The organism is Mycobacterium sp. 852002-51961_SCH5331710 (assembly GCF_001665535.1).
In the GTDB taxonomy this organism is placed as follows: Bacteria; Actinomycetota; Actinomycetes; order Mycobacteriales; family Mycobacteriaceae; genus Mycobacterium.
The window spans coordinates 15,239-34,788 of sequence record NZ_LZSQ01000112.1 but is presented as its reverse complement, the minus strand read 5'-3'; the positions used below and the strand labels follow the sequence as shown (position 1 = coordinate 34,788).

Sequence of the window (19,550 nt, the reverse complement as noted above, 5' to 3'; positions counted from 1 at the left end):
GGATCAGCCGGCCGGTTGGAACGTCACCGGCAGCGCCGTGGGTGAGCGGAACGGTTGGCCGACGATGTGCGGGTTGTCGTCGGTGAGGAGCTTGATGTCGGTCAGCCGGTCGAGCAGGCATTCCAGCGCGACCCGCGTCTCCATGCGCGCGAGATGTAGGCCCATGCAGGTGTGCTCACCGGCTGCAAAGGAGATGTGCGGCACGCGCTTGCGGAAGATGTCGAACTCCTCGGAACGCTCCCACCGGTTCTCATCGCGGTTGGCCGATCCGATGCACACGTCGATCACCGCGCCCTTGGGCAGCGAGACCCCTTCGAGTTCGGTCTCCTCGGTCGCATAACGCTGCACGGTTGTCAACGGTGTCTCATACCGCAGGCCTTCTTCGATGGCCGAGGCGATGAGGTCCCGGTCGGCCTGGACGGCGGCGAACTGTTCGGGATGGGTGAGCAGCAGATAGAGCAAGTTTCCCGATGATCGGTAGGTGGTTTCCAGGCCGGCGGGGAGCAACAGCCGCAGGAACGAGTAGATCGACTCGTCGCTGAGTTTCTCACCGTCGATCTCAGCGCTGACCAAATCACCGATGATGTCCTCGGTCGGCTTGGACCTGCGCCTGTCGATCTGCGTCATGAAGTAATCCTTCAGGGCCGCGGACGCCTCGAACGCACGCTTGTACCTGACGTGATAGCTGATCAACTCGACCGCCCGCTTGCGGAACCAGGGCAGGTCCTCCTCGGGCAGACCCAGCAGCTTGGAGATGACGCGGGTCGGGAACTCGAACGTGAAATCGCGCACCAGATCGGCGTGCCCGTCCTCGACAAACTCGTCGATCAACGCGGTGACCACCGGGCGGACGACCTCGGGTTCCCAGCGCGCCAACGACTTCGACTTGAACGCCGCGGACACCAGGTTGCGGTGGTCCCAGTGCTTCTTGCCCTCCATCGCCAGGATGGTCGGACCGATGAACAGGCCGATGGTGTTGTCGTAGATGTGCGAGTTGAACACCCTGCCGTCGCGGAAAATACGGTTGACGGCGTCGAAAGACACTGCCGCATAAAGGTTCTCCGGCATGGCTTCGGGGGCTTGGGACCAGTCCATGACGCTGCCGCGAAACACGCCGCTGGTTTCGCGGCGCTTCTGTGCGAACAGGGGATAGGGGTCGCGCAGCAGGTCGAAGGTCTCGTCGACCGTGACATCCTGTACGGGGCTATCCACGGCTGATCTCCCTCGTCTGGTCCGGACACGTACCCGCATTGGTACTGTAAAGCTTACAGTATAGGTCTACGTAACGATAGATGCCGGTGTTCAGAGCTGGACGGGTGTGCCCGCCAGCATCGAGTTGATGAAGCCGGCGTCGACCTGAATGTCCTGGCCGGTGATCCAACGCGCCTCCGGGGACCCGAGGAACGAGATCACCGGCGCGATGTCGTCGACTGAGGCATGCCGCCCGACGGTGGCCTTGCACATGTCCAGGACGTCCTTGCCCATGGTCTGTTCGAAGTCGGTGAGGATCGGCGTCTCGACCGGGCCGGGGCTGACGGTGTTGACGCGCACCCCGTACTTGGTCCATGCCGGGCCGGCGAGGCGTTTCGCGTACAGGATCACCGCCTGCTTGGACGTGCTGTACACGGGATAGTCGGGGTCCTGCTCGGACTGCCAGCGCTCGACGGCGTTGGCATCGGTGAGCTCGAGCAGCCCGTTCAGGGTGTCGATGCGCTGGTCCCAGCCGAGGGCGGCGGTGGAGGCGACGGCGACGATCGATCCGCCCTCGCGCAACCGGGGCAGCATGCCCTCGGCGACCAGTCGCACGCCGAGGTAGTTGACCTTCAGTACGTCGGCGGGTGCTGCGGTTCCCGGAACGCCCGCGACATGCGCCAGCATGTCCCAGCCCGGCCCGATCGATTCGAGCAGACTCTTGATGGAATCGGCGTCACGCAGATCGCATCGGGCGTATTCCGAAGCGGGCGTTAGGTGGTCGCGCACATCGACCGCGAGGACGTGATCGCCGTGCGTGTGGAAATGTGCCGCGACGGCGGCCCCGATGCCCGATCCCGCACCGACGACCACGATCTTGCGCTTACCGGTCATCTCGTCCATTCCCTTCGCGCCTGTGCGCAGTCGGCGTACCATTCGAATGGTCGACTGTAAGCACGACAGTAAACAATTCGGGTGCCGCAGACAATCACTTCCGGAGATGGTGGTGCGATGAGCGAGAGCACGATTCAGGTGAGCGCGGCCGACGGCACGGTGCGGGCGGCGATGCTGGCCGTTCTCGAAGGGCAGCGGCGTGCGTTCCTGGCCGACGGCCCGCCGAGCGTTGCCGAACGGCGCCATCGTATCGATCGGTTGCTGTCCCTCGTGCTGGACAATGCCGACGAGTTCGTCGACGCGATGGCGGTCGACTACGGAACCCGGCCCAAGGCCGGGTCATTGTTCACCGAGATCCTCGGCATGATCTCGGTCATCGAGCACACCAGATCACATGTGGCGCAGTGGATGCGGGCGACGAAGTTGATGCGCGGCGGTCGGATGTTCGGTATGCGGGCCGAGGTCGAGCCGTCACCGCTCGGTGTCGTCGGAATCATCGGTCCGTGGAACTTTCCGCTGAACCTCGTCGCGCTACCGGCCGCGGCGGCCTTCGCCGCGGGCAACCGGGTGATGATCAAGATGTCGGAGATCACGCCGCGCACCGCCGAACTGCTGAAGACATTGGCGCACAGGTACTTCGACGTGGCCGAGCTCGACGTGGTCACCGGCGGACCGGAGGTGGCGGCGGAGTTCTCGTCACTTCCGTTCGACCACCTGTTCTTCACCGGTTCACCCTCGGTCGGCGCACTCGTGCAGCGGGCGGCCTCGGAGAACCTGGTGCCCGTCACGCTCGAACTCGGCGGCAAGAATCCGGTGGTGATCGCGCGGGATGCGGACCTGTCCCGGTCGGCCGCGCGGGTTGCCCGATCGCGGATGATCAACGGAGGACAAGTCTGTGTCTGCCCCGACTACGTCTTCGTGCCCGACGACCGCGAGGACGCCTTCGTAGAGATCGTGAAAGAGACGTGGCGGCAGATGTTTCCGACGATCATCGACAACGAGGACTACTGCTCGTCGGTGAACGAGGCGAACTTCGATCGAGTGGTCGGCCTCGTCGACGACGCGCGAGCGAGGGGTGCGCGCGTCGAGACTGTCGCGCCGGGCGGTGAAGCGCTGCCCGACCGCGGGACCCGCAAGATCGCCCCGACCCTCGTGCGTGATGTCGACGACCGGATGAGAATCGCCGCCGAGGAGGTCTTCGGTCCCGTGCTCGCGGTGCGGCCCTACCGCGACCTCGATGAGGCCATCGACTACGTCAATCAGCGGCCATCGCCGCTCGTCGCCTACTGGTATGGGCCCGACGGCAACGACTTTCGGCGCTTCGTCCGCAGCACGCGCAGCGGTGGAGTGGCACGCAACGACTTCGCCGCGCAGATGATTCCTTCGGCGGCGCCATTCGGGGGAGTGGGTCGCAGCGGGATGGGCGCCTACCACGGCAAGGCGGGTTTCGACGCGTTCAGCCATCACCGCACGATCGTCGGCACCGACCTGCCATTCACGATCACCGGACGCGCGGCGCCACCGTTCACGCCGTCGATGCGGGCGACGACCGCACTCGGACTGTGGATGGCGCGCAACCGAACCAAGCGTCGGCTCAGGCGTTCGCGCTGATCGCCTGTTCGCGGGCCCACCGGTAGTCGGCCTTGCCGGCAGGGCTGCGCTCGATCGCCGAGCGGAACACGATCGCCTTCGGAAGCTTGTAGCGGGCAATCGAATTGGCGGCATGATCGATGAGTTCCTGGGCCTCGGCGCTGGCGCCGTCGACGAGCGCGACCACCGCGACCACCTCCTGGCCCCACCGTTCGCTGGGCCGGCCCGCGACCACGACGTCCGCCACCGCAGGATGCGACAGCAGCGCGGTCTCGACCTCCTCGACGAAGATCTTCTCGCCGCCGGAGTTGATGGTCACCGAATCGCGGCCCAACAGTTCGATGGATCCGTCCGCCTGATGGCGGGCACGGTCGCCAGGAATCGAGTACCGCACACCGTCGATCACCGGGAAGGTCTTGGCGGTCTTGTCCGCATCCCCCTTGTATCCCAGCGGCACATAGCCCCGCTGCGCCAACCACCCGATGCCGTCGTGGCCGGGTTCGAGGATTGCGCTGAAGTCCTCTGCGGCGACGAAGGTATCAGGACCCGCGTTGAACTTGCCGGTCGACACCGCGCCGGGTGCCGACATGTGGTTCATCTGAATGCCGGTCTCCGAGGAGCCGACACCGTCCATGACGATCAGCCCGGGTTTGACGTCGATGAGCCGCTGTTTGGCGGTCGGGGTGAGTAACGCTCCGCCGTTGGCGACCACCGCGAGCGACGACAGGTCGGCCGAGCTGCGCTCGATCGCGTCGGCGAGCGGGCGTGCGACCGCGTCGCCGACCACCTGTACCACGAGCGCCTTCTCGCGCTCGATGGTCGCGACCACTTCATCGGCGTCGAGGCTGCCGGGATTGGCGGTGAACACGATGGTCTGGCCTGTGGTCATCGCCGTCATCGCGGCCCACTGTGCGGCACCGTGCATGAGCGGCGGGAGGGTGAGGATCTTGGTACCGGGTCCCTCCACCACCCGCTTGGCGATGTCGTCGAGCGAGGTGATGAGCTCGCCGGTGGCCATGTTCCGGCCGCCGAACGAGGTCATGAAGATGTCGTGCTGGCGCCACAGCACGCCCTTCGGCATGCCCGTCGTGCCGCCGGTGTAGAGGACGTAGAGGTCGTCGGGCGACGGCTCGATCGGCGGCAGCACCGGGGTGCCCGAGCCGACGATCGACTCGTAGTCGACGGCATCGTCGAGCAGATCGTTACCGGAGTCGTCGGCGATCTGGATGAGCACGCGGAGATTGGGCAGATCCGGCAGCACCTCCGCGACCCGCGGCGCGAACGTCGCGTGGTACAGCAGCGCGCTGGCGCCGGAATCGTTGAGCAGATACTGCAATTCGTTCTTGACGTAGCGGTAGTTGACGTTGAACGGCGCGACCCGAGCCCGCCACGAGCCGAGCATGCCCTCGATGTATTCGGGGCCGTTGTAGGCGTAGATGCCCAACAGGTCCTGGCCCACCTCGTGACCGGCGAGTTCCGAGCGCTCGACGTGACACCCCAGGCCGCGGCTGTGCAGGAACGCGGCCAGACGGTTGGCGCGCTCGACGACCTGGGCATAGGTGAAGCGGCGATCGCCCTGGACGATGAACTCGCGGTCGCCGATGACGGCGGCGACGGTGTCGGCGGCGGCTGGAACCGTGAACTGTGTGGTCACAGACATCGTGCCTTTCAAGGCTGGTGGGCAAGCAGTTTGATCATCAGACCATTGGCCTCGGATAGTACGTTGCCGTCCCCGTCCGTCATCTCCGCCCTCACGAAGAGTTTGCGCCCGTCGACCGAATCGATCCACGCCCGCGCCTCGAGTGGTACATCGATGGGCGTCACCTGCCGGTAATCCACGTGCAGATACGCGGTTCGGCTGTCGGGGCGCCCGGCGGCCGACACCACCATGCCGAAGTGCCAGTCGTAGAACAGCGGGATGACGCCGCCATGCACGGCGTCGTTGCCGCCCACGTGGAAGCGGCTGAAGTGGCCGCGCATTGTGACCTCGTCTGATCCGGACGTCACCACCTGCCACGGCGGCATCAACGGGTGGCCGTTGCCGGGCAGATTGGGCGCCCGGCCCGCAGGGGCGACGCCCGCCGCTGCCTGGTGTTCCTCCAGGCGCTCGCACACGTTCTCGAGCAGCGCGGCGGAGTCGTTCCACAGCGCGGCGTCGGGATCGCTGGAGACCGTGATGTTCTGCAGCCGGCGCAGTGCCGCGATGAAACGACCCATCTCCGGGGACCCCAGAGCCGGTTTGACCCTGGCGAATTCGCGGATGTGGTCCTCGGTGTCGGTCAATGCGGGGCTACTTCCATGTGTCGATCAATTCGTCGGTGGTGGTGATCGTCGCCAGCAGCGACAACGTGTTGTCGATGATCGCATCGGCGTAGTCGCGGGGAATTCCTGCCACCGCGTCACGCGGCACGACGACGCGATACGCCGCGTTGACGGCGTCCATCACCAGGTTGGTGATCGCGACATTGACCGACACTCCGACGGCGACGATCGTCGAGACGCCGAGATTGCGCAGCACGGCGTCCAGGTCGGTGCCGCCCATCGGGCCGATGCCGTGCCAGCGGCGCAGCACGACGTCGGACGGCTCCGGCCCCAGTTCGGGCAGCAGTTCGGCGCCCGGGGTGCCGGGCGCGATGGCGTTCCCGGTGGCGCCGCTGATCCGGAAGATCTTCGCGTTGTGGTTGGCGCCCCGCCCGTCCGGCCGTCGCTGAACCAGACAGTGCACCACCGCCACACCAGCGTCGCGGGCGACCGGCAGCAGCCTCGCGATGTTCGGGACCGCCTCTCGCCGGGCCTGCTCGGCCAGCGCCTTGAGCCCGGCATCGGGACCGACCACCGCACCCTGGCACTCCTGCGTCACGATCGCGGTGTGGCCGGGCGCCGCGACCTCGGCGAGGTCGGCTTTCACACCGATGCCGGAACTTCACCGGGCGGAGTGGCGGGAACTTCGTAAAACTGCTTGGCCCACTTCCTCAGCGCCATATACGGTTTCGCGTCCACGCGGGACAGCGCGGGATTCTCGATGTACTCCTGGTAGCGCCAGATGTTCAGGTCGTCCCACACGGTCCCCATGAACTGACGCTCGACCTTCTTGCGCACCTCCTCCGGCGGGACGTCGGAGGTGTCACCGGGCAGCCGTGGCCACCAGATCGAATAAAACATGTCCGAGTGGCCATCCTCGACCGGCGTGCACGCGAAGATCAGCCGGTGGTTCGACGAACCCTCGAACGCGCTTATCGCGAATCCGAGGCCGGACAGGTGGCTGTGGATGTAGAGGGCCATCTTGTCCGGGTCGTCGCTGGAGGCGTCGGGCCAGCCGGTCAGGAACCGCCATTCTTCGTCGACGATCTCCCAGTTGAGGCACTTCGGGGTGACGGTCGCGTGGTGCACGTAGTGGAAGTGCGCGCTGTCGGGGCCGTTCTCCGCGACGATCTGCGGATGCACCGGCTCGCGTTCGGCGCGGCTCGAAAACTCCGGGAAGGGGCGGTAATACGCGTCCTCATCGGTCGGGAACTGCGGGAACTTGTGGAACAGGTCCGGCAGCTCCCACCGCGGCGGTTCACCCTCGGGGTGGTGCCAGGCGAACACGCAGCCGTATTGTTCGCGCACCGGGAAGACGCGCAGCCGCAGCGCCTTGTTCGGTTTGTCGGGCTGGTAGGGGATGTAGCGGTTGGTGCCGTCCGGTCCCCATCGCCAGCCGTGGAAGGGGCATTCGACGCAGTCGCCGACGACCTTGCCGCCGTGGCCGATGTGCGCGCCGAGATGCCGGCAGTGCGCGGAGAGCACGTGCAGCTCGCCTGCCTCGTCGCGATAGGCGACCAGATCCTCGCCGAAGTACCGCAGCGGCCTCGTCTCTCCCGTGGGAAACTCCGCGGACCAGCCGATCATGAACCAGCCGGTGACCTTCCAGGTGAACGGTACTTTCATGCCGCACAGCCTCCCATGTCCGTGAGCTAATGGAATAGCTTACAGTAGCAGTTTCAGGAGATGTCATTTCGCACGATCCCGGTGCGGTGTTTCTCGAAATCGGCCAGCCGTGCGGCGCAATACTGTAATAGTTACAGTATCTCCGCTTCTGGACGTGAGGGCCTACCTGTGACGACATCCGACTCCACCCGTTTCGACGCGATCATCGTCGGCGCCGGATTCTCCGGCCTGTACGCGCTGCATCGACTCCGAGACCAGGGGTTGCGCACCGTTGTCCTGGAGAAGGCCGAGAACGTCGGCGGCACATGGCTGTTCAACCGGTATCCCGGTGCGCGCTGCGACATCGAGAGCATCGAGTACTCCTACAGCTTCTCCGAGGAGATCCAGCAGGAGTGGGTGTGGACCGAGACGATGCCTCGCCAGCCCGAGATCGAGGCGTACCTGAACTTCGTCGCCGACCGACTCGATCTACGGCGCGACATCCGATTCCACACCGAGGTCACCGCGATGACCTTCGACGAGGCCGGCGCCGAGTGGGAGATCCGGACCGCCGACGGGCAGACCCTGATCGCACCGTTCGTCGTCGCGGCCACGGGCATCCTGTCGGTCCCGAAGGAGCCGGAGATCGCGGCCATGAATTCCTTCCGCGGGCTTTCGCTGTTCACCAGCCGGTGGCCCAAGCAGGAGGTGGACCTGACCGGCAAGCGGGTCGGCGTGATCGGGACGGGTTCGACCGGCGTGCAACTCATCCCGGTCGTGGCCGAGCAGGCCGGCCACCTGACCGTGTTCCAGCGGTCACCCGCCTACACCCTGCCCTGGCGAGTCCGCCCGTTCGATGACGGTGAGCTCGACGAGCTCAAGGCGAACTACGCCGAGATCCGTGCGGCGCAACGAGAACACGCGGTGGGTGCGGCCCGACTCAGCGCCTTCTCGGTGATGTTCGAGATGATGACCAAGCCGCCGCTGAAGTCCGCATCGCGCGAGGAGCAACTGCGTGCCGTCGAAGAGGGCGGCGTCATCGGTGCGCTCAGCTGGGGCGACGTCTTCTTCGACATCGAGGCCAACCAGATGGCGGCCAAGCTCTACGGCGAGGCGGTGGCGCGCATCGTCAAGGATCCCCAGACCGCCGCGGCATTGACCCCCTCGCACCCGTTCGGATGTAAGCGCCCGATCATCGACCAGGGCTACTACGAGACGTTCAACCGGGACAACGTGACGCTGGTCGACCTGCGCAAGGGGCCGATCGTGGAGGTCACCCCGACGGGCATCCGCACCGAACAGGGTGACCACGAACTCGATGTGATCATCTACGCCACCGGCTTCGACGCGATGACCGGGGCGATGACCCGGATCGCCGTCACCGGTCGTGACCGGCAATACCTCGGTGACTACTGGACGAACGAGGGGCCGTACGCCTACCTCGGGCTCGCGGTCGCGGGCTTCCCGAATCTGTTCATCGTTCAGGCGCCCGGAAGCCCGGCTCCGGCAAGCAATTTCGTAACCGCCCTCGAGCAGCACGTCGAGTGGATCGGTGACTGCATCGAGTATCTGAGGCGCAACGGTTACCGCACCATCGAAGCGCTGCCCGAGGCTCAACGCGAATGGATCGAGCACACGGCGTCGCTCGTCGCGCCGACCGTGCTCGTCCATCCCAGTTGTAACTCCTGGTACAACGGCGGCAACGTGCCGGGCAAAAAACGGATGTACATGGGCTACACCGCGGGCATCCCGGAGTACCGGCGTCGCTGCGACGAGGTCGCCGACACCGGCTACACCGGGTTCAAGCTGGCATGAAAACCACGGAGCGCGCCTACCGCATCGGTCGTGACTTCGCGGGTGTGGTGCCGCGGGCGCGTGCGGCGGTGGCCGCCCCCGGTGACTGGAAGCCGCTGTCGCGCCGGGGTGCCCGGCAATTCGGTGAGGTCGTCCTTGACGAACTGGCCCTGTCGGGGATGACGTTGACCGCACCGCCGCCGAAAGTCGAGCGCACGGTCGAGTCCTGCGCTGCAGCGGCCGACGCGTTGACCGGGCTAGGTATGGCAGGCGTGCACATCGCACCGGATGAGTTGCAGCCGAAGACGATTCGGCAGCGCCGGTTCGGCAGGACCCGATACGAGCAGCTGACCTTCGAGCACGATCCCCACCTGCCCGCGGCGCTGGCCGAATTCGGCGGGCCCGCGACGGCGGTGGTGCACCTGTGCCGAACCGGCGACGAGGCGAGGCCATGGCTGGTGTGGGTGCACGGGGCCGGGCAGGGGTTGCCGATCGACCTGGTGTTCTCGCGGGCCCGACGGCTACAGGAGCAACTCGGTTACAACATCGCGTTACCGGTGCAGCCCGGATGCGGGGTCCGCCGCGACCGATGGCCGACGTACCCGAACATGGACCCGCTGAACAACCTCGCGGGCATGATCCGGGTGGTCTCCGAGGTGCGTGCGGTGCTTCGATGGCTGCGGCCGCAGGCGAGCGCGCTTGCGGTGTCGGGGGTTTCGATGGGCAGTCCGGTGGCGGGCCTGGTTTCGCACCTCGAAGACGTCGACGCCGTCGCGGTCTACACCCCGATCTTCGGGCTCAACGCGATGATCGCCGCGCATCTGGGACGGTGGGGTCCGTCGGTGCACGACACGATCGAGTTGTTGCGGTCGGACCCCGTCGAGCGGGTCATGTCGGTCGTCGACTATCAGGCCGTCGAGCCCAGCGCGCCACCCGAGCATCGGCTGATCGTCGGCGCCTGGCACGACCAGATGGCGCGACGGGAACCGGCCGAACGTCTGCACGAGCGGTGGGGCGGCGAACTGTACTGGCACCGCGGAAGTCACGTCGGCCACCTGTTCGCGGGCGGCGTGCAGCGCTCATCGGAGCGATTCCTGGCGGCGGTCGGCGGGAAGGGTGCGCGATGACGGCGAGTACGGCGGCGGTGCCGGGTGGCATCGACGAGGTCGACGCCGGCTGGTTGACCCTGGCGCTGCGCCTCGATGCGGGGCTGGAGGGGGCGACGGTCGACGACGTCCGCGCCGAGCAGATCGCGATCGACAGCGGCTTCTCGTCGCTGCTGTACCGGCTGCACCTGACCGGCACCGGTGTGCCGCCGACCCTGATCGCCAAGCTGCCCGCGGTCTCGGAGGCACGCGGTGCGATGGAACTGCTGGGTGGGTACCGGCGCGAGTTGTCCTTCTACCGCGAGGTGGCCGGGCGTGCCCCGATGGATACACCGCGGGTGTATGCCGCCCGGATGGCCGGCGACGGAGTGGATTTCGTGCTCCTGCTCGAAGACCTCTCGGATTGGGACAACGCCGACCATCTGGCTGGGCTGTCCATGGACCGCGCCCGTATCTGCATCGGACAGCTCGCGGGCCTGCACGCGTGGTCGCCCGGACCCGCCGTGTCGGTGCAGTTCCCGAGCATCGACACCCCGATCGCACGGGATCTGCTGTTGCCGGCGTTCGGGCCGGGGTGGGCGATCTACCGCGCGCACACCTCGGCGAGCGTGCCGCCGGCGGTGGCCACGTTCGCCGAACGATTCACTGAGCGTGCGGTGGAAGCGTTGCCCGTTCTCACCGAACGGGACATGTTGCTGCACGGCGACATTCGTGCCGACAACCTCTTCTTCTCCGGCGACCGAATGAAGGTGGTGGACTTCCAGTTCACCGCCCGCGGCGCCGGCGCGGCCGACGTGGCGTACCTCGTCACCCAGGGCCTGCCGACCGCGGTGCGCGACGGACACGACGAGGCACTGTTGCGTGAGTATCTCGACCGTCTCGCCGCGCACGGCGTTGCGGACTACGGATTCGACGAGGCGTGGCGGCACTACCGGTTCGCGGCCGTCTACCTGATGGTGCTGCCGGTCATCACGCTCAACGGGTGGGACGCGATGCCGGAACGGTCGCGGCGCCTGTGCCTGACGCTCACCGACCGTGCGGTGGCGGCGATCGACGCGATCGACGCCCTGGAGGTGTTCGGATGACCCGGTCCGCCCGCGAGGTGGTCGAGTTGTACAACCTGGTGGCGTGGAACAAGGCGGATTTCGCGCTGGCCGACGAACTGTTGGGCGACACGGTGGTCCGCCATGAGGTGGGGGAGCCGGCGCACGTCCTGACTCACGAACAGGCGGTGCGCCGGGTGGTCGACATGTGGGAGGTTTCGGAGAGCATCCGGTTCGATCTGAACCTCGTGGTCGCCGGTGACGACGGGGAACACGTCGCGATCGTCTACCAGTCACCGATCAAGATGAAGGACGGCACGCAGACCACGATCGGCAGTATGGAAGTCTTCCGGGTGGTCGACGGCAGGATCGTCGAGGTGTGGAACTGCGGCTACAAACAAGGAGTCTGGGCGTGACCGAACGAGTGCTCGACGAGCTGGGCTACTACCTGTTGGCAGGCGCCGGGGGTGAGGGGCCGTCGACGCTGATGGACGAGGCACGTCGCGGCGAGGAGTTCGGGTTCGGCACCGCGTTCATCTCCGAGCGGTGGAACGTCAAGGAGGCGTCGTCGCTCGTGGGTGCGGCGTGCGCGGTCACGTCGCGCATGCAGATCGCCACGGCGGCAACGAATCACAACACTCGCCACCCGCTGATCACCGGATCGTGGGCGACGACGATGCACCGGCTCTCGGGGGGTCGGTTCACGCTGGGCATCGGTCGCGGGGTGGCCGCGATGTATGCGGCGTTCGGCATCCCGTCGGTCACGACCGCGCAGATGGAGGACTTCGCGCAGGTCATGCGGCGGTTGTGGAACGGCGAGGTGATCTTCAACCACGACGGACCGATCGGCAAGTATCAGGTGCTGTTCCTCGATCCGGACTTCCGCGAGGACATCCGGCTGGCGGTCGTGGCATTCGGCCCGCAGACGCTGGCGCTGGGCGGTCGAGCGTTCGACGACGTCATCCTGCACACCTATTTCACGCCGGAGACGCTGCAGCGCGCGGTCAAGACGGTCAAGGACGCCGCCGAACAGGCGGGCCGCGATCCGGCCAGTGTGCGGGTGTGGTCGTGCTTCGCCACGGTCGGCGACCATCTGCCCGAGGAGCTGCGGTTGAAGAAGACCGTGGCCCGGCTTGCGACCTACCTGCAGGGTTACGGCGATCTTCTGGTCAAGACGAACGGCTGGGATCCGGCTGTGCTGCAACGCTTCCGCGACGACAAGGTCGTGCAGTCGATTCCAGGCGGTATCGACCACAAGGCGTCGGCCGAACAGATCGAACACATCGCGACGTTGATTCCCGACGAGTGGTTGGAGCCCGCCGCGACCGGATCGCCGCAGCAGTGCGTCGACCGGGTCCGCAAGGAGTTCGACTACGGCGCCGACGCGCTGATCATGCACGGCGCGACGCCCGACGAACTCGAACCGATCGTCGCCGCCTATCGCGCGCCCGCGTGAGCTGACCCCATCATCGCGAGCGTGCGTGTCTGCCGACGACACGCCGCGAGAAGCGCGCAGTATGCGCACGTTCACTGTGCCGCCAGCGTGCGCAAAGTGCCGAGAAACTGCGGCGTGTCGTGTGCAAACACGCACGCTCGCGGAGGAGAGCTAGGGGGTGATGGTCGTGCGGGGGACGGGTTCGGCGGCCGACTGGCGGCTGTAGACCGCCCGCTGCAGACCCCACAGCAGGGCGTTGCGGGTCTCCTCGGGATGGATCAGGTCGTCGAAGCCGAGGTGGCCCGCCGACCGGAACGACGCCTCGACCTCCATCTGGCGAAGCCGCGCCTCCACATCCTCCGCGGCGTGTGAGGCCTTGCTCAGTGCGGCTGCGCTCATCGCGCCCATCGTCGCGCCCGGATAGGCGAACGTCGCGCTCTGGTTGTCAAACCCCAACAGCGACATCACCATCGAGCCGAAACCGTACGCCTTGCGCAGCGTGACGTGCAGCTTGATCGTCGTCGCGGCGGTCTGCGCGGCGAACATCCGCGCACCACTGCGCAGCACGCCCGCCTTCTCCGACCGGCTGCCGGGCAGCATGCCCGGGTTGTCGGCGAGGAACACGATCGGCAGGTGGAAAGAGTCGGCGACCGCGATGAAGTGAGCAGCCTTGTCCGCGGCGTCGGCGTCGATCGATCCGGCGATCACCTGCGGCTGGTTGGCCACCACTGCGACCGGGTGACCCCCGAGATGGGCCAGCGCGCAGATGATCGCGGGCCCGAATTTCGGCTGCACCTCGAACCAGTCCCGGCGGTCGAAGACGACGTCGAGCACGCGCCGCATGTCGTAGACGCGCCGGTTGCCCCGGGGCACCAATTCGAGCAGTTCCGGGGTGGTCCGCGGTGCGGACGTCTCGTCGGCGGCCAGCGGCTCCGGATACGACCATGCGCTCGAGGGGAAGTAGGACAGGTAGCGGCGGATGTCGTCGAGCACGGCCTCGTCGTCCTCGGCGAGGTTGTGGATCACACCGCTGGCGAGCGCCACCGATGGGCCGCCGAGGTCTTCCTTCGAAATATCCTCGCCCGTCGACTCTTTCACCACCGGAGGTCCCGCGGTGAAGATGGCGCCCTGGCGGCTCATGATCGTCCAGTCGCACACCGGAGCCACGAGCGCACCGTGCCCCGCGGACGGGCCGAGCAGACCCGCGACCATCGGCACCTTCCCCGAGCACTGCGCCTGTGCGAGCAGATCGGTCGGGGTGCGGCCGTAGTGCTCGCCGCTGGGCCGGAAACCCGCGCCCTCGAGCAGCATCACCAGCGGCACCTTGTCGCGCAACGCCAACTCCGCCAACCGATAACGCTTGGCGTTGCCGCCGGGGCCGATGCTGCCGGCGAGGGTGGTGAAATCCTCTGCGCCGATCATCACCGGCCGGCCGTCCAGGTATCCGGAGCCCGCCACGATGCCGTCGGCGGCGATGTCACCGCCGACCAGCGTGCCGAACTCGCGGAAGGTGCCCTTGTCGAGGAGGTACTCGATGCGCGCTCGGGCGTCGAGCTTGCCCTTGCCGTGGTGTTTGGCGAGCCGGTCGGCGCCGCCCATGTCGTATGCGGTCTGGCGCCGGCGCGTCAGCTCGTCGAGCGTCGCGTGCCAATCCTCGGCGTTGGTCATCTCAACTCCTGTCCATGGATAGGCGATCGTCGCACCGGCACGGCCTCGTTGACCATACTGAATTGCTTACTGTAGCGTCTACGACCATGGTTAGCGGCGCCGGCCTGAAGGTGGACGGGGCGGTTTCGAGTCAGCTCGCCAACGTGGTGGGAACGGCGAGCACGCTGCAGCGGCGCGGGTATGACGGGTGCTGGACGGCGGAGGTGGCCCACGATCCGTTTCTGCCGCTGACGCTGGCGGCTGAGCACACCGAAACCCTCGACCTCGGCACCAGCATCGCAGTGGCCTTCGCGCGAAACCCCATGAACGTGGCCAACATCGGCTGGGATCTGCAGGAATACTCGCGCGGCCGGCTCATCGTGGGGCTGGGGTCACAGGTCCGGCCGCATATCGAGAAGCGGTTCAGCATGCCGTGGAGCCAACCCGTGCGCCGCATGGGCGAATTCGTGCACGCGATGCGCGAGATCTGGACATGCTGGCGCGACGGCACACGCTTGCGGTTCGAAGGCGACTTCTACACGCACAAGTTGATGACGCCGATGTTCACCCCCGAACCCCACGACTACGGGTTCCCGAAGGTGTTCCTCGCCGCGGTCGGCGAAGCGATGACCGAGATGGCAGGCGAGGTCGCCGACGGTGTGCTGGCCCACGCCTTCACCACCAAGCGCTACTTCGAGGAAATCACCATTCCGGCGCTCGAGCGCGGGATGGCCCGATCGGGCCGCCAGCGCAGCGACTTTCAGGTGTCGTGTCCGATCTTCGTGGTGACCGGCGCCGACGACAGTGAGGTGGCCGAGGCGTCCGTCGCCACCCGCAAACAGATCGCCTTCTATGGGTCGACCCCGGCCTACCGCAAAGTTCTGGCGCTGCACGGCTGGGGTGACCTGCACGACGAACTGCACCGGCTCAGCCTGGCCGGTGAGTGGGATGCGATGGGGACGCTGATCGACGACGAGATTCTCGAGGCGTTCGCGGTCGTCGCGCCGATCGACAAGCTGGCCGCCAGGATTCGGGACCGATGTGACGGCGTGATCGACCGGGTGATGATCGGCTTCCCGCACTCGGTCGAAGAAGCGACGGTTATCGCCGTGCTGCAGGACCTGCGCGTCACATGAGATTTCACAAAGGAGTTGCTTGTGAGCACACCGATAATGGACGAGGCGGCCAAGGTCTTCGCCACGCCGCTGGCCTACACCGATGAGGCGAAACTGCATGCGTCGCTAGCGCATCTGCGCGCCAACGCACCCGTCTCGTGGGTGGAGGTGCCGAACTACAATCCGTTCTGGGCCATCACCAAGCACGCCGACATCATGGAGATCGAGCGTGCCAACGATGTGTTCACCAACTCACCGCGGCCGGTGCTGACGACCGCGCAGGGCGACGAGCAACAGGCCGCGATCGGCGTCAAAACGCTGATCCACATGGACGATCCGCAACACCGCGACTTCCGCGCAATCGGCGCGAACTGGTTCCGCCCGAAGGCTATGCGAGATTTGAAGGTGCGCATCGACGAGCTGGCCAAGCGGTTCGTCGACGGGATGGTCGAGCGGGCGCCTGAGTGCGACTTCGTGCAGGAGGTCGCGGTGAATTACCCGCTATACGTGATCATGTCGATGCTCGGGATTCCCGAGTCCGATTTCCCGCGGATGTTGAAGTACACGCAGGAACTGTTCGGCACTGATGACACCGAACTGCAGCGCAGCGACTCACTCGAGGAGTCGATGGCGGTGCTGCTCGAGATGTTCGGCTATTTCAACGAATTGACCGCGGCGCGTCGCGCCAACCCGACCGAGGACCTCGCGTCGGCGATCGCCAACGCCACGATCAACGGCGAACCGCTGTCGGATATCGACACCGTCTCCTACTACCTCATCATCGCCACGGCCGGACACGACACAACCAGTGCGGTGATCTCCGGCGGTCTGCACGCACTCATCGAGCATCCCGACCAGCGCGAGAAGCTGAGCGGCGATCTCGGCTTGATGCCCCTGGCGACCGAGGAGATGATCCGGTGGGTCACGCCAGTGAAGGCGTTCATGCGCACGGCCACCGAGGACACCACCGTCCGCGGGGTACCGATCGCGGCAGGTGAATCCGTTCTGCTGTCGTATGTTTCGGGCAATCGCGACGAAGACGTGTTCGACGACCCGTTCCGCTTCGACATCGGCCGCGACCCGAACAAGCACGTCGCCTTCGGCTACGGCGTGCACTTCTGCCTGGGGGCGGCGCTGGCGCGCATGGAGGTCAACAGCTTCTTCACCGAACTGTTGCCCCGGCTGAAGTCCGTCGAGTTGGCCGGCCGACCCGGGTATGTGGCCACGACCTTCGTCGGCGGGCCCAAGCACCTGCCTATCCGCTACACGCTGACCGACTAAGGCGGCGGCGCTCGACGCGAAGATTGCGCCCAGGGTCGTCGCCGCGGCGAAATCACAGCCCTGGGTGCAGAAACGAGCCTTCAGCAGCAGCGCGCGCCCGGGTCCGCCTCGGTCGCGGCATGCCGCATCCGCCAGTAGTCCCGTTCGGAGAGGACCGGTTCACCCGGATGGGTGCGTATACGGTGCTCGACGTAGCGCCGGTAGTGGGTGTCGCCCATCAGGTCGCCGACGAATGTGCGCCAGCTCGAACCGATTTCGCGTGCGATTTCGCGAGCTCGTCCCATTGCTTCTGCACCTCCTTCTCCGGCTTGGTCATGATCAGGCCCGACGGTCCGAAGATCCGCGAGGGGACCGGTTCATCCTCGGTCGTCGGCGAGGCGTAGCCGCGCAGCGTCCGGATCACCATGATCACCCCGGCGACGAACACGATCAGCACCAGCAGCGCGAAGATGATCGACAGCGTGCCCTGAATGAACGTGTTGCGGATGACCGCATCGAGTTCACCGGCGTTCTTGGCGGCCCCGAACGTCGTCTCGCCCGCGTCCTTGGCGTTGCGGTACTGGAAGTGCTGCGTCCAGTAGCCGACCTTCGGATCGCCGGAGAAGATCTTCTGCCACGACGCCGTCATCGTCACCGTCAGATCCCACAACAGCGGAACCGCCGGTATCCACGCCCATTTCAGCAGGCCCTTCTTCACCACCACCACGGTCACAACAGTCAGGGCGATGGCGGCCAACAACTGATTGGCGATGCCGAACAGCGGGAACAGCGTGTTGATGCCGCCGAGCGGATCGGTGACGCCCATCAGCAGAATGCTGCCCCATGCCGCCACCACGACCAGGCTGCAGATCCACGCTCCCACACGCCAACTCGGATCCTTCAGCTTGCGCAGCGGGCCGCCGAGGTTGCTCAGCCCGTCCGAGAGCATGAACCGCGCGACCCGGGTACCCGCGTCGACGGTGGTGAGGATGAACAGCGCCTCGAACATGATCGCGAAGTGATACCAGAACGCCTTGAGCGCATCACCGCCGAAGACCTTGCTCAGCACCTCGGACATGCCGAACGCCAGCGTGGGCGCACCGCCGGTCCTCGACACGATCGACTCCTCGCCAACGCTTTCCGCGGCCTGCGCGATCTGCTCGGCGCTGACCGGCGGGCTGTCGATCGGCAGGCTGTTGACGTAGGCCGCGGCGGTCTCCGCCGTAGCGCCGGTCGAGGCCGCGGGCGCGTTGATCGCGAAGTACAGGTGCTGATTGAGGATAGCGGCGGTGATGAGCGCCATGATCGCGACGAACGATTCGGTCAACATGCCGCCGTAGCCGATCAGCCGCATCTGCCCTTCCTTCTCCAGCAGCTTGGGCGTCGTGCCCGACGAGATCAACGCATGGAACCCGGACAGGGCGCCACAGGCGATCGTGATGAACAGGAACGGGAACAGGGATCCCGCGAACACCGGACCGGTGCCCTGGGTCGCGAACCCCGAGATCGCGGGCGCCTCCATGATCGGGCGGGCGAGCAGGATGCCGACCGCCAGAAGCGCGATCGTGCCGACCTTCATGAACGTCGACAGATAGTCGCGCGGCGCGAGCAGCAGCCACACCGGCAGCACGGACGCCGCGAAACCGTAGATGATGATGGCCCACGACAGGCTCACCTTCGACAGCGTGAACCAATCGGCGCCCCAAGAGGTTTCGGCGACCCAGCCGCCGGCGACGACGGCGAGCAGCAGCAGGACGACGCCGATCACCGAGACCTCCGAGACCCGGCCGGGCCGGAGGAACCTCAGGTACAGGCCCATGAAGATCGCGATCGGGATCGTCATCGCGATCGAGAAGACGCCCCACGGGCTCTCGGCCAGGGCGCCGACGACCACCAGTGCCAGCACCGCGAGCAGGATCACCATGATGACGAGCACACCGACGATCGCGGCCACACCGCCGATCGTCCCCAGTTCGTCGCGGGCCATCTGTCCGAGTGAGCGGCCCCGCCGCCGGGTCGAGATCGCCAACACCAGATAGTCCTGGACACAACCCGCGAGGACCGCGCCGATGATGATCCAGATGGTGCCCGGCAGGTATCCCATCTGCATGGCGAGGACGGGCCCGACGAGCGGGCCTGCGCCGGCGATCGCGGCGAAGTGGTGCCCGAACAACACCCGCCGGTCGGTGGGCATGTAGTCCGTGCCGTTCTCGAATAGTTCGGCGGGAGTGGCGTTGTCGTCGCGCGGACGCACGATCTTCATCTCGATGAGGCGCGCGTAGAACCGGAAGCCGATCACGTAGGTGCAGATCGCGGCGATTACGAACCACACGGCGTTGACGGTCTCGCCGCGGAAGAAGGCGATGACCGCCCAGGCGACCGCGCCGAGCAGGGCGATGATCCCGAAGATGATCCGGTGCCGGACGGTGATCGGCGAACGGTCGACGATCGCGACCGGTGGCAGATCCTTCACGGTGCGGATGTAGGTGAGGTCACCTCTGGTTTCCTCTGTGCGCTCGGCGGGAGCGGTGGGAGATGCCATGGAGCGATCTTTTCATCGGCGGCGCCG

General features: G+C 66.4%; 17 protein-coding genes. 8 read left to right on the top strand and 9 right to left on the bottom strand.

The genetic code is table 11. The annotated features are described in order from the left end of the window. Positions 1 to 3: 3 nt before the first annotated feature. Positions 4 to 1,212: a cytochrome P450 gene (locus tag A5752_RS19570; protein WP_067088917.1), complete on the bottom strand. Its 1,209-nt coding sequence runs from the start codon at positions 1,210 to 1,212 to the stop codon at positions 4 to 6. 90 nt (positions 1,213 to 1,302) lie between these two features. Beyond that, the gene (locus A5752_RS19565) at positions 1,303 to 2,085 is read right to left on the bottom strand and encodes a coniferyl-alcohol dehydrogenase (protein WP_067088996.1); all 783 of its coding nucleotides are present in this window, start codon (positions 2,083 to 2,085) and stop codon (positions 1,303 to 1,305) included. A gap of 171 nt (positions 2,086 to 2,256) precedes the next feature. On the opposite strand from A5752_RS19565, the gene A5752_RS19560 reads away from it, so the two are divergent. After that, positions 2,257 to 3,696 carry a coniferyl aldehyde dehydrogenase gene (locus A5752_RS19560; protein WP_231983459.1) on the top strand — a complete coding sequence of 480 codons (1,440 nt, stop codon included), beginning with the start codon at positions 2,257 to 2,259 and terminating at the stop codon, positions 3,694 to 3,696. Here A5752_RS19560 and A5752_RS19555 read toward each other — a convergent pair. From A5752_RS19555 to A5752_RS19540, 4 genes are read right to left on the bottom strand one after another with little or no spacing between them, the layout of a single operon-like run. Then, positions 3,680 to 5,335 (bottom strand): acyl-CoA synthetase, encoded by a 1,656-nt coding sequence (locus A5752_RS19555; protein WP_067088914.1) that lies wholly within the window; start codon positions 5,333 to 5,335, stop codon positions 3,680 to 3,682. The genes A5752_RS19560 and A5752_RS19555 overlap by 17 nt on opposite strands. Positions 5,336 to 5,343: 8 nt before the next feature. Then, on the bottom strand, positions 5,344 to 5,958 hold the full coding sequence (locus A5752_RS19550) for a PaaI family thioesterase (protein WP_067088911.1): 615 nt from the start codon (positions 5,956 to 5,958) through the stop codon (positions 5,344 to 5,346). Between the two features lie 7 nt (positions 5,959 to 5,965). Further along, positions 5,966 to 6,583: a cysteine hydrolase family protein gene (locus A5752_RS19545; protein WP_067088908.1), complete on the bottom strand. Its 618-nt coding sequence runs from the start codon at positions 6,581 to 6,583 to the stop codon at positions 5,966 to 5,968. Next, positions 6,580 to 7,602: an aromatic ring-hydroxylating oxygenase subunit alpha gene (locus tag A5752_RS19540; RefSeq protein ID WP_067088905.1), complete on the bottom strand. Its 1,023-nt coding sequence runs from the start codon at positions 7,600 to 7,602 to the stop codon at positions 6,580 to 6,582. The genes A5752_RS19545 and A5752_RS19540 overlap by 4 nt, the downstream gene beginning before the upstream one ends. Before the next feature lie 168 nt (positions 7,603 to 7,770). On the opposite strand from A5752_RS19540, the gene A5752_RS19535 reads away from it, so the two are divergent. Genes A5752_RS19535 through A5752_RS19515 form a run of 5 tightly spaced genes read left to right on the top strand, consistent with a single transcriptional unit; the run spans position 7,771 to position 12,980 of the window. Next, positions 7,771 to 9,396 (top strand): flavin-containing monooxygenase, encoded by a 1,626-nt coding sequence (locus tag A5752_RS19535; RefSeq protein ID WP_067088903.1) that lies wholly within the window; start codon positions 7,771 to 7,773, stop codon positions 9,394 to 9,396. Beyond that, positions 9,393 to 10,502 (top strand): esterase, encoded by a 1,110-nt coding sequence (locus A5752_RS19530; protein WP_067088900.1) that lies wholly within the window; start codon positions 9,393 to 9,395, stop codon positions 10,500 to 10,502. Before A5752_RS19535 ends, A5752_RS19530 begins: the two co-directional genes overlap by 4 nt. Next, on the top strand, positions 10,499 to 11,566 hold the full coding sequence (locus A5752_RS19525) for a phosphotransferase (protein ID WP_067088897.1): 1,068 nt from the start codon (positions 10,499 to 10,501) through the stop codon (positions 11,564 to 11,566). Before A5752_RS19530 ends, A5752_RS19525 begins: the two co-directional genes overlap by 4 nt. Continuing rightward, entirely contained in the window at positions 11,563 to 11,940 is a 378-nt protein-coding gene (locus A5752_RS19520; protein ID WP_067088894.1) for a nuclear transport factor 2 family protein, read from the top strand. Before A5752_RS19525 ends, A5752_RS19520 begins: the two co-directional genes overlap by 4 nt. Next, positions 11,937 to 12,980, top strand: coding sequence for a TIGR03857 family LLM class F420-dependent oxidoreductase (locus A5752_RS19515; RefSeq protein WP_067088892.1), 1,044 nt, complete (start codon positions 11,937 to 11,939; stop codon positions 12,978 to 12,980). Before A5752_RS19520 ends, A5752_RS19515 begins: the two co-directional genes overlap by 4 nt. A 150-nt stretch (positions 12,981 to 13,130) precedes the next feature. Here the strand turns inward: A5752_RS19515 and A5752_RS19510 are convergent, their stop codons facing one another. Then, positions 13,131 to 14,627 carry an acyl-CoA carboxylase subunit beta gene (locus A5752_RS19510; protein WP_067088889.1) on the bottom strand — a complete coding sequence of 499 codons (1,497 nt, stop codon included), beginning with the start codon at positions 14,625 to 14,627 and terminating at the stop codon, positions 13,131 to 13,133. 86 nt (positions 14,628 to 14,713) lie between these two features. Between A5752_RS19510 and A5752_RS19505 the strand changes: the two genes are divergently transcribed. Together A5752_RS19505 and A5752_RS19500 are read left to right on the top strand one after the other, a co-directional pair. Then, positions 14,714 to 15,742, top strand: coding sequence for an LLM class F420-dependent oxidoreductase (locus tag A5752_RS19505; RefSeq protein ID WP_067088886.1), 1,029 nt, complete (start codon positions 14,714 to 14,716; stop codon positions 15,740 to 15,742). Positions 15,743 to 15,778: 36 nt separating this feature from the next. After that, complete coding sequence (locus A5752_RS19500) at positions 15,779 to 17,002, top strand: cytochrome P450 (protein WP_082963976.1); 1,224 nt, start codon at positions 15,779 to 15,781, stop codon at positions 17,000 to 17,002. Positions 17,003 to 17,082: 80 nt separating this feature from the next. On the opposite strand, the gene A5752_RS27215 is transcribed toward A5752_RS19500, so the two are convergent. Together A5752_RS27215 and A5752_RS19495 are read right to left on the bottom strand one after the other, a co-directional pair. Next, on the bottom strand, positions 17,083 to 17,286 hold the full coding sequence (locus tag A5752_RS27215) for a YbdD/YjiX family protein (RefSeq protein WP_082963975.1): 204 nt from the start codon (positions 17,284 to 17,286) through the stop codon (positions 17,083 to 17,085). After that, complete coding sequence (locus tag A5752_RS19495) at positions 17,220 to 19,523, bottom strand: carbon starvation CstA family protein (RefSeq protein WP_067088881.1); 2,304 nt, start codon at positions 19,521 to 19,523, stop codon at positions 17,220 to 17,222. The genes A5752_RS27215 and A5752_RS19495 overlap by 67 nt, the downstream gene beginning before the upstream one ends. Positions 19,524 to 19,550: the final 27 nt, after the last annotated feature.

Excerpts from the sequence above, each read along its gene's own strand:
- A5752_RS19565 (WP_067088996.1), bottom strand. The coding sequence starts at position 2,085 with ATGACCGGTAAGCGCAAGATCGTGGTCGTCGGTGCGGGATCGGGCATC.
- A5752_RS19560 (WP_231983459.1), top strand. The coding sequence starts at position 2,257 with ATGCTGGCCGTTCTCGAAGGGCAGCGGCGTGCGTTCCTGGCCGACGGC.
- A5752_RS19555 (WP_067088914.1), bottom strand. The coding sequence starts at position 5,335 with ATGTCTGTGACCACACAGTTCACGGTTCCAGCCGCCGCCGACACCGTC.
- A5752_RS19540 (WP_067088905.1), bottom strand. The coding sequence starts at position 7,602 with ATGAAAGTACCGTTCACCTGGAAGGTCACCGGCTGGTTCATGATCGGC.
- A5752_RS19530 (WP_067088900.1), top strand. The coding sequence starts at position 9,393 with ATGAAAACCACGGAGCGCGCCTACCGCATCGGTCGTGACTTCGCGGGT.
- A5752_RS19525 (WP_067088897.1), top strand. The coding sequence starts at position 10,499 with ATGACGGCGAGTACGGCGGCGGTGCCGGGTGGCATCGACGAGGTCGAC.
- A5752_RS19520 (WP_067088894.1), top strand. The coding sequence starts at position 11,563 with ATGACCCGGTCCGCCCGCGAGGTGGTCGAGTTGTACAACCTGGTGGCG.
- A5752_RS19510 (WP_067088889.1), bottom strand. The coding sequence starts at position 14,627 with ATGACCAACGCCGAGGATTGGCACGCGACGCTCGACGAGCTGACGCGC.
- A5752_RS19505 (WP_067088886.1), top strand. The coding sequence starts at position 14,714 with ATGGTTAGCGGCGCCGGCCTGAAGGTGGACGGGGCGGTTTCGAGTCAG.
- A5752_RS19500 (WP_082963976.1), top strand. The coding sequence starts at position 15,779 with ATGGACGAGGCGGCCAAGGTCTTCGCCACGCCGCTGGCCTACACCGAT.
- A5752_RS27215 (WP_082963975.1), bottom strand. The coding sequence starts at position 17,286 with ATGGGACGAGCTCGCGAAATCGCACGCGAAATCGGTTCGAGCTGGCGC.
- A5752_RS19495 (WP_067088881.1), bottom strand. The coding sequence starts at position 19,523 with ATGGCATCTCCCACCGCTCCCGCCGAGCGCACAGAGGAAACCAGAGGT.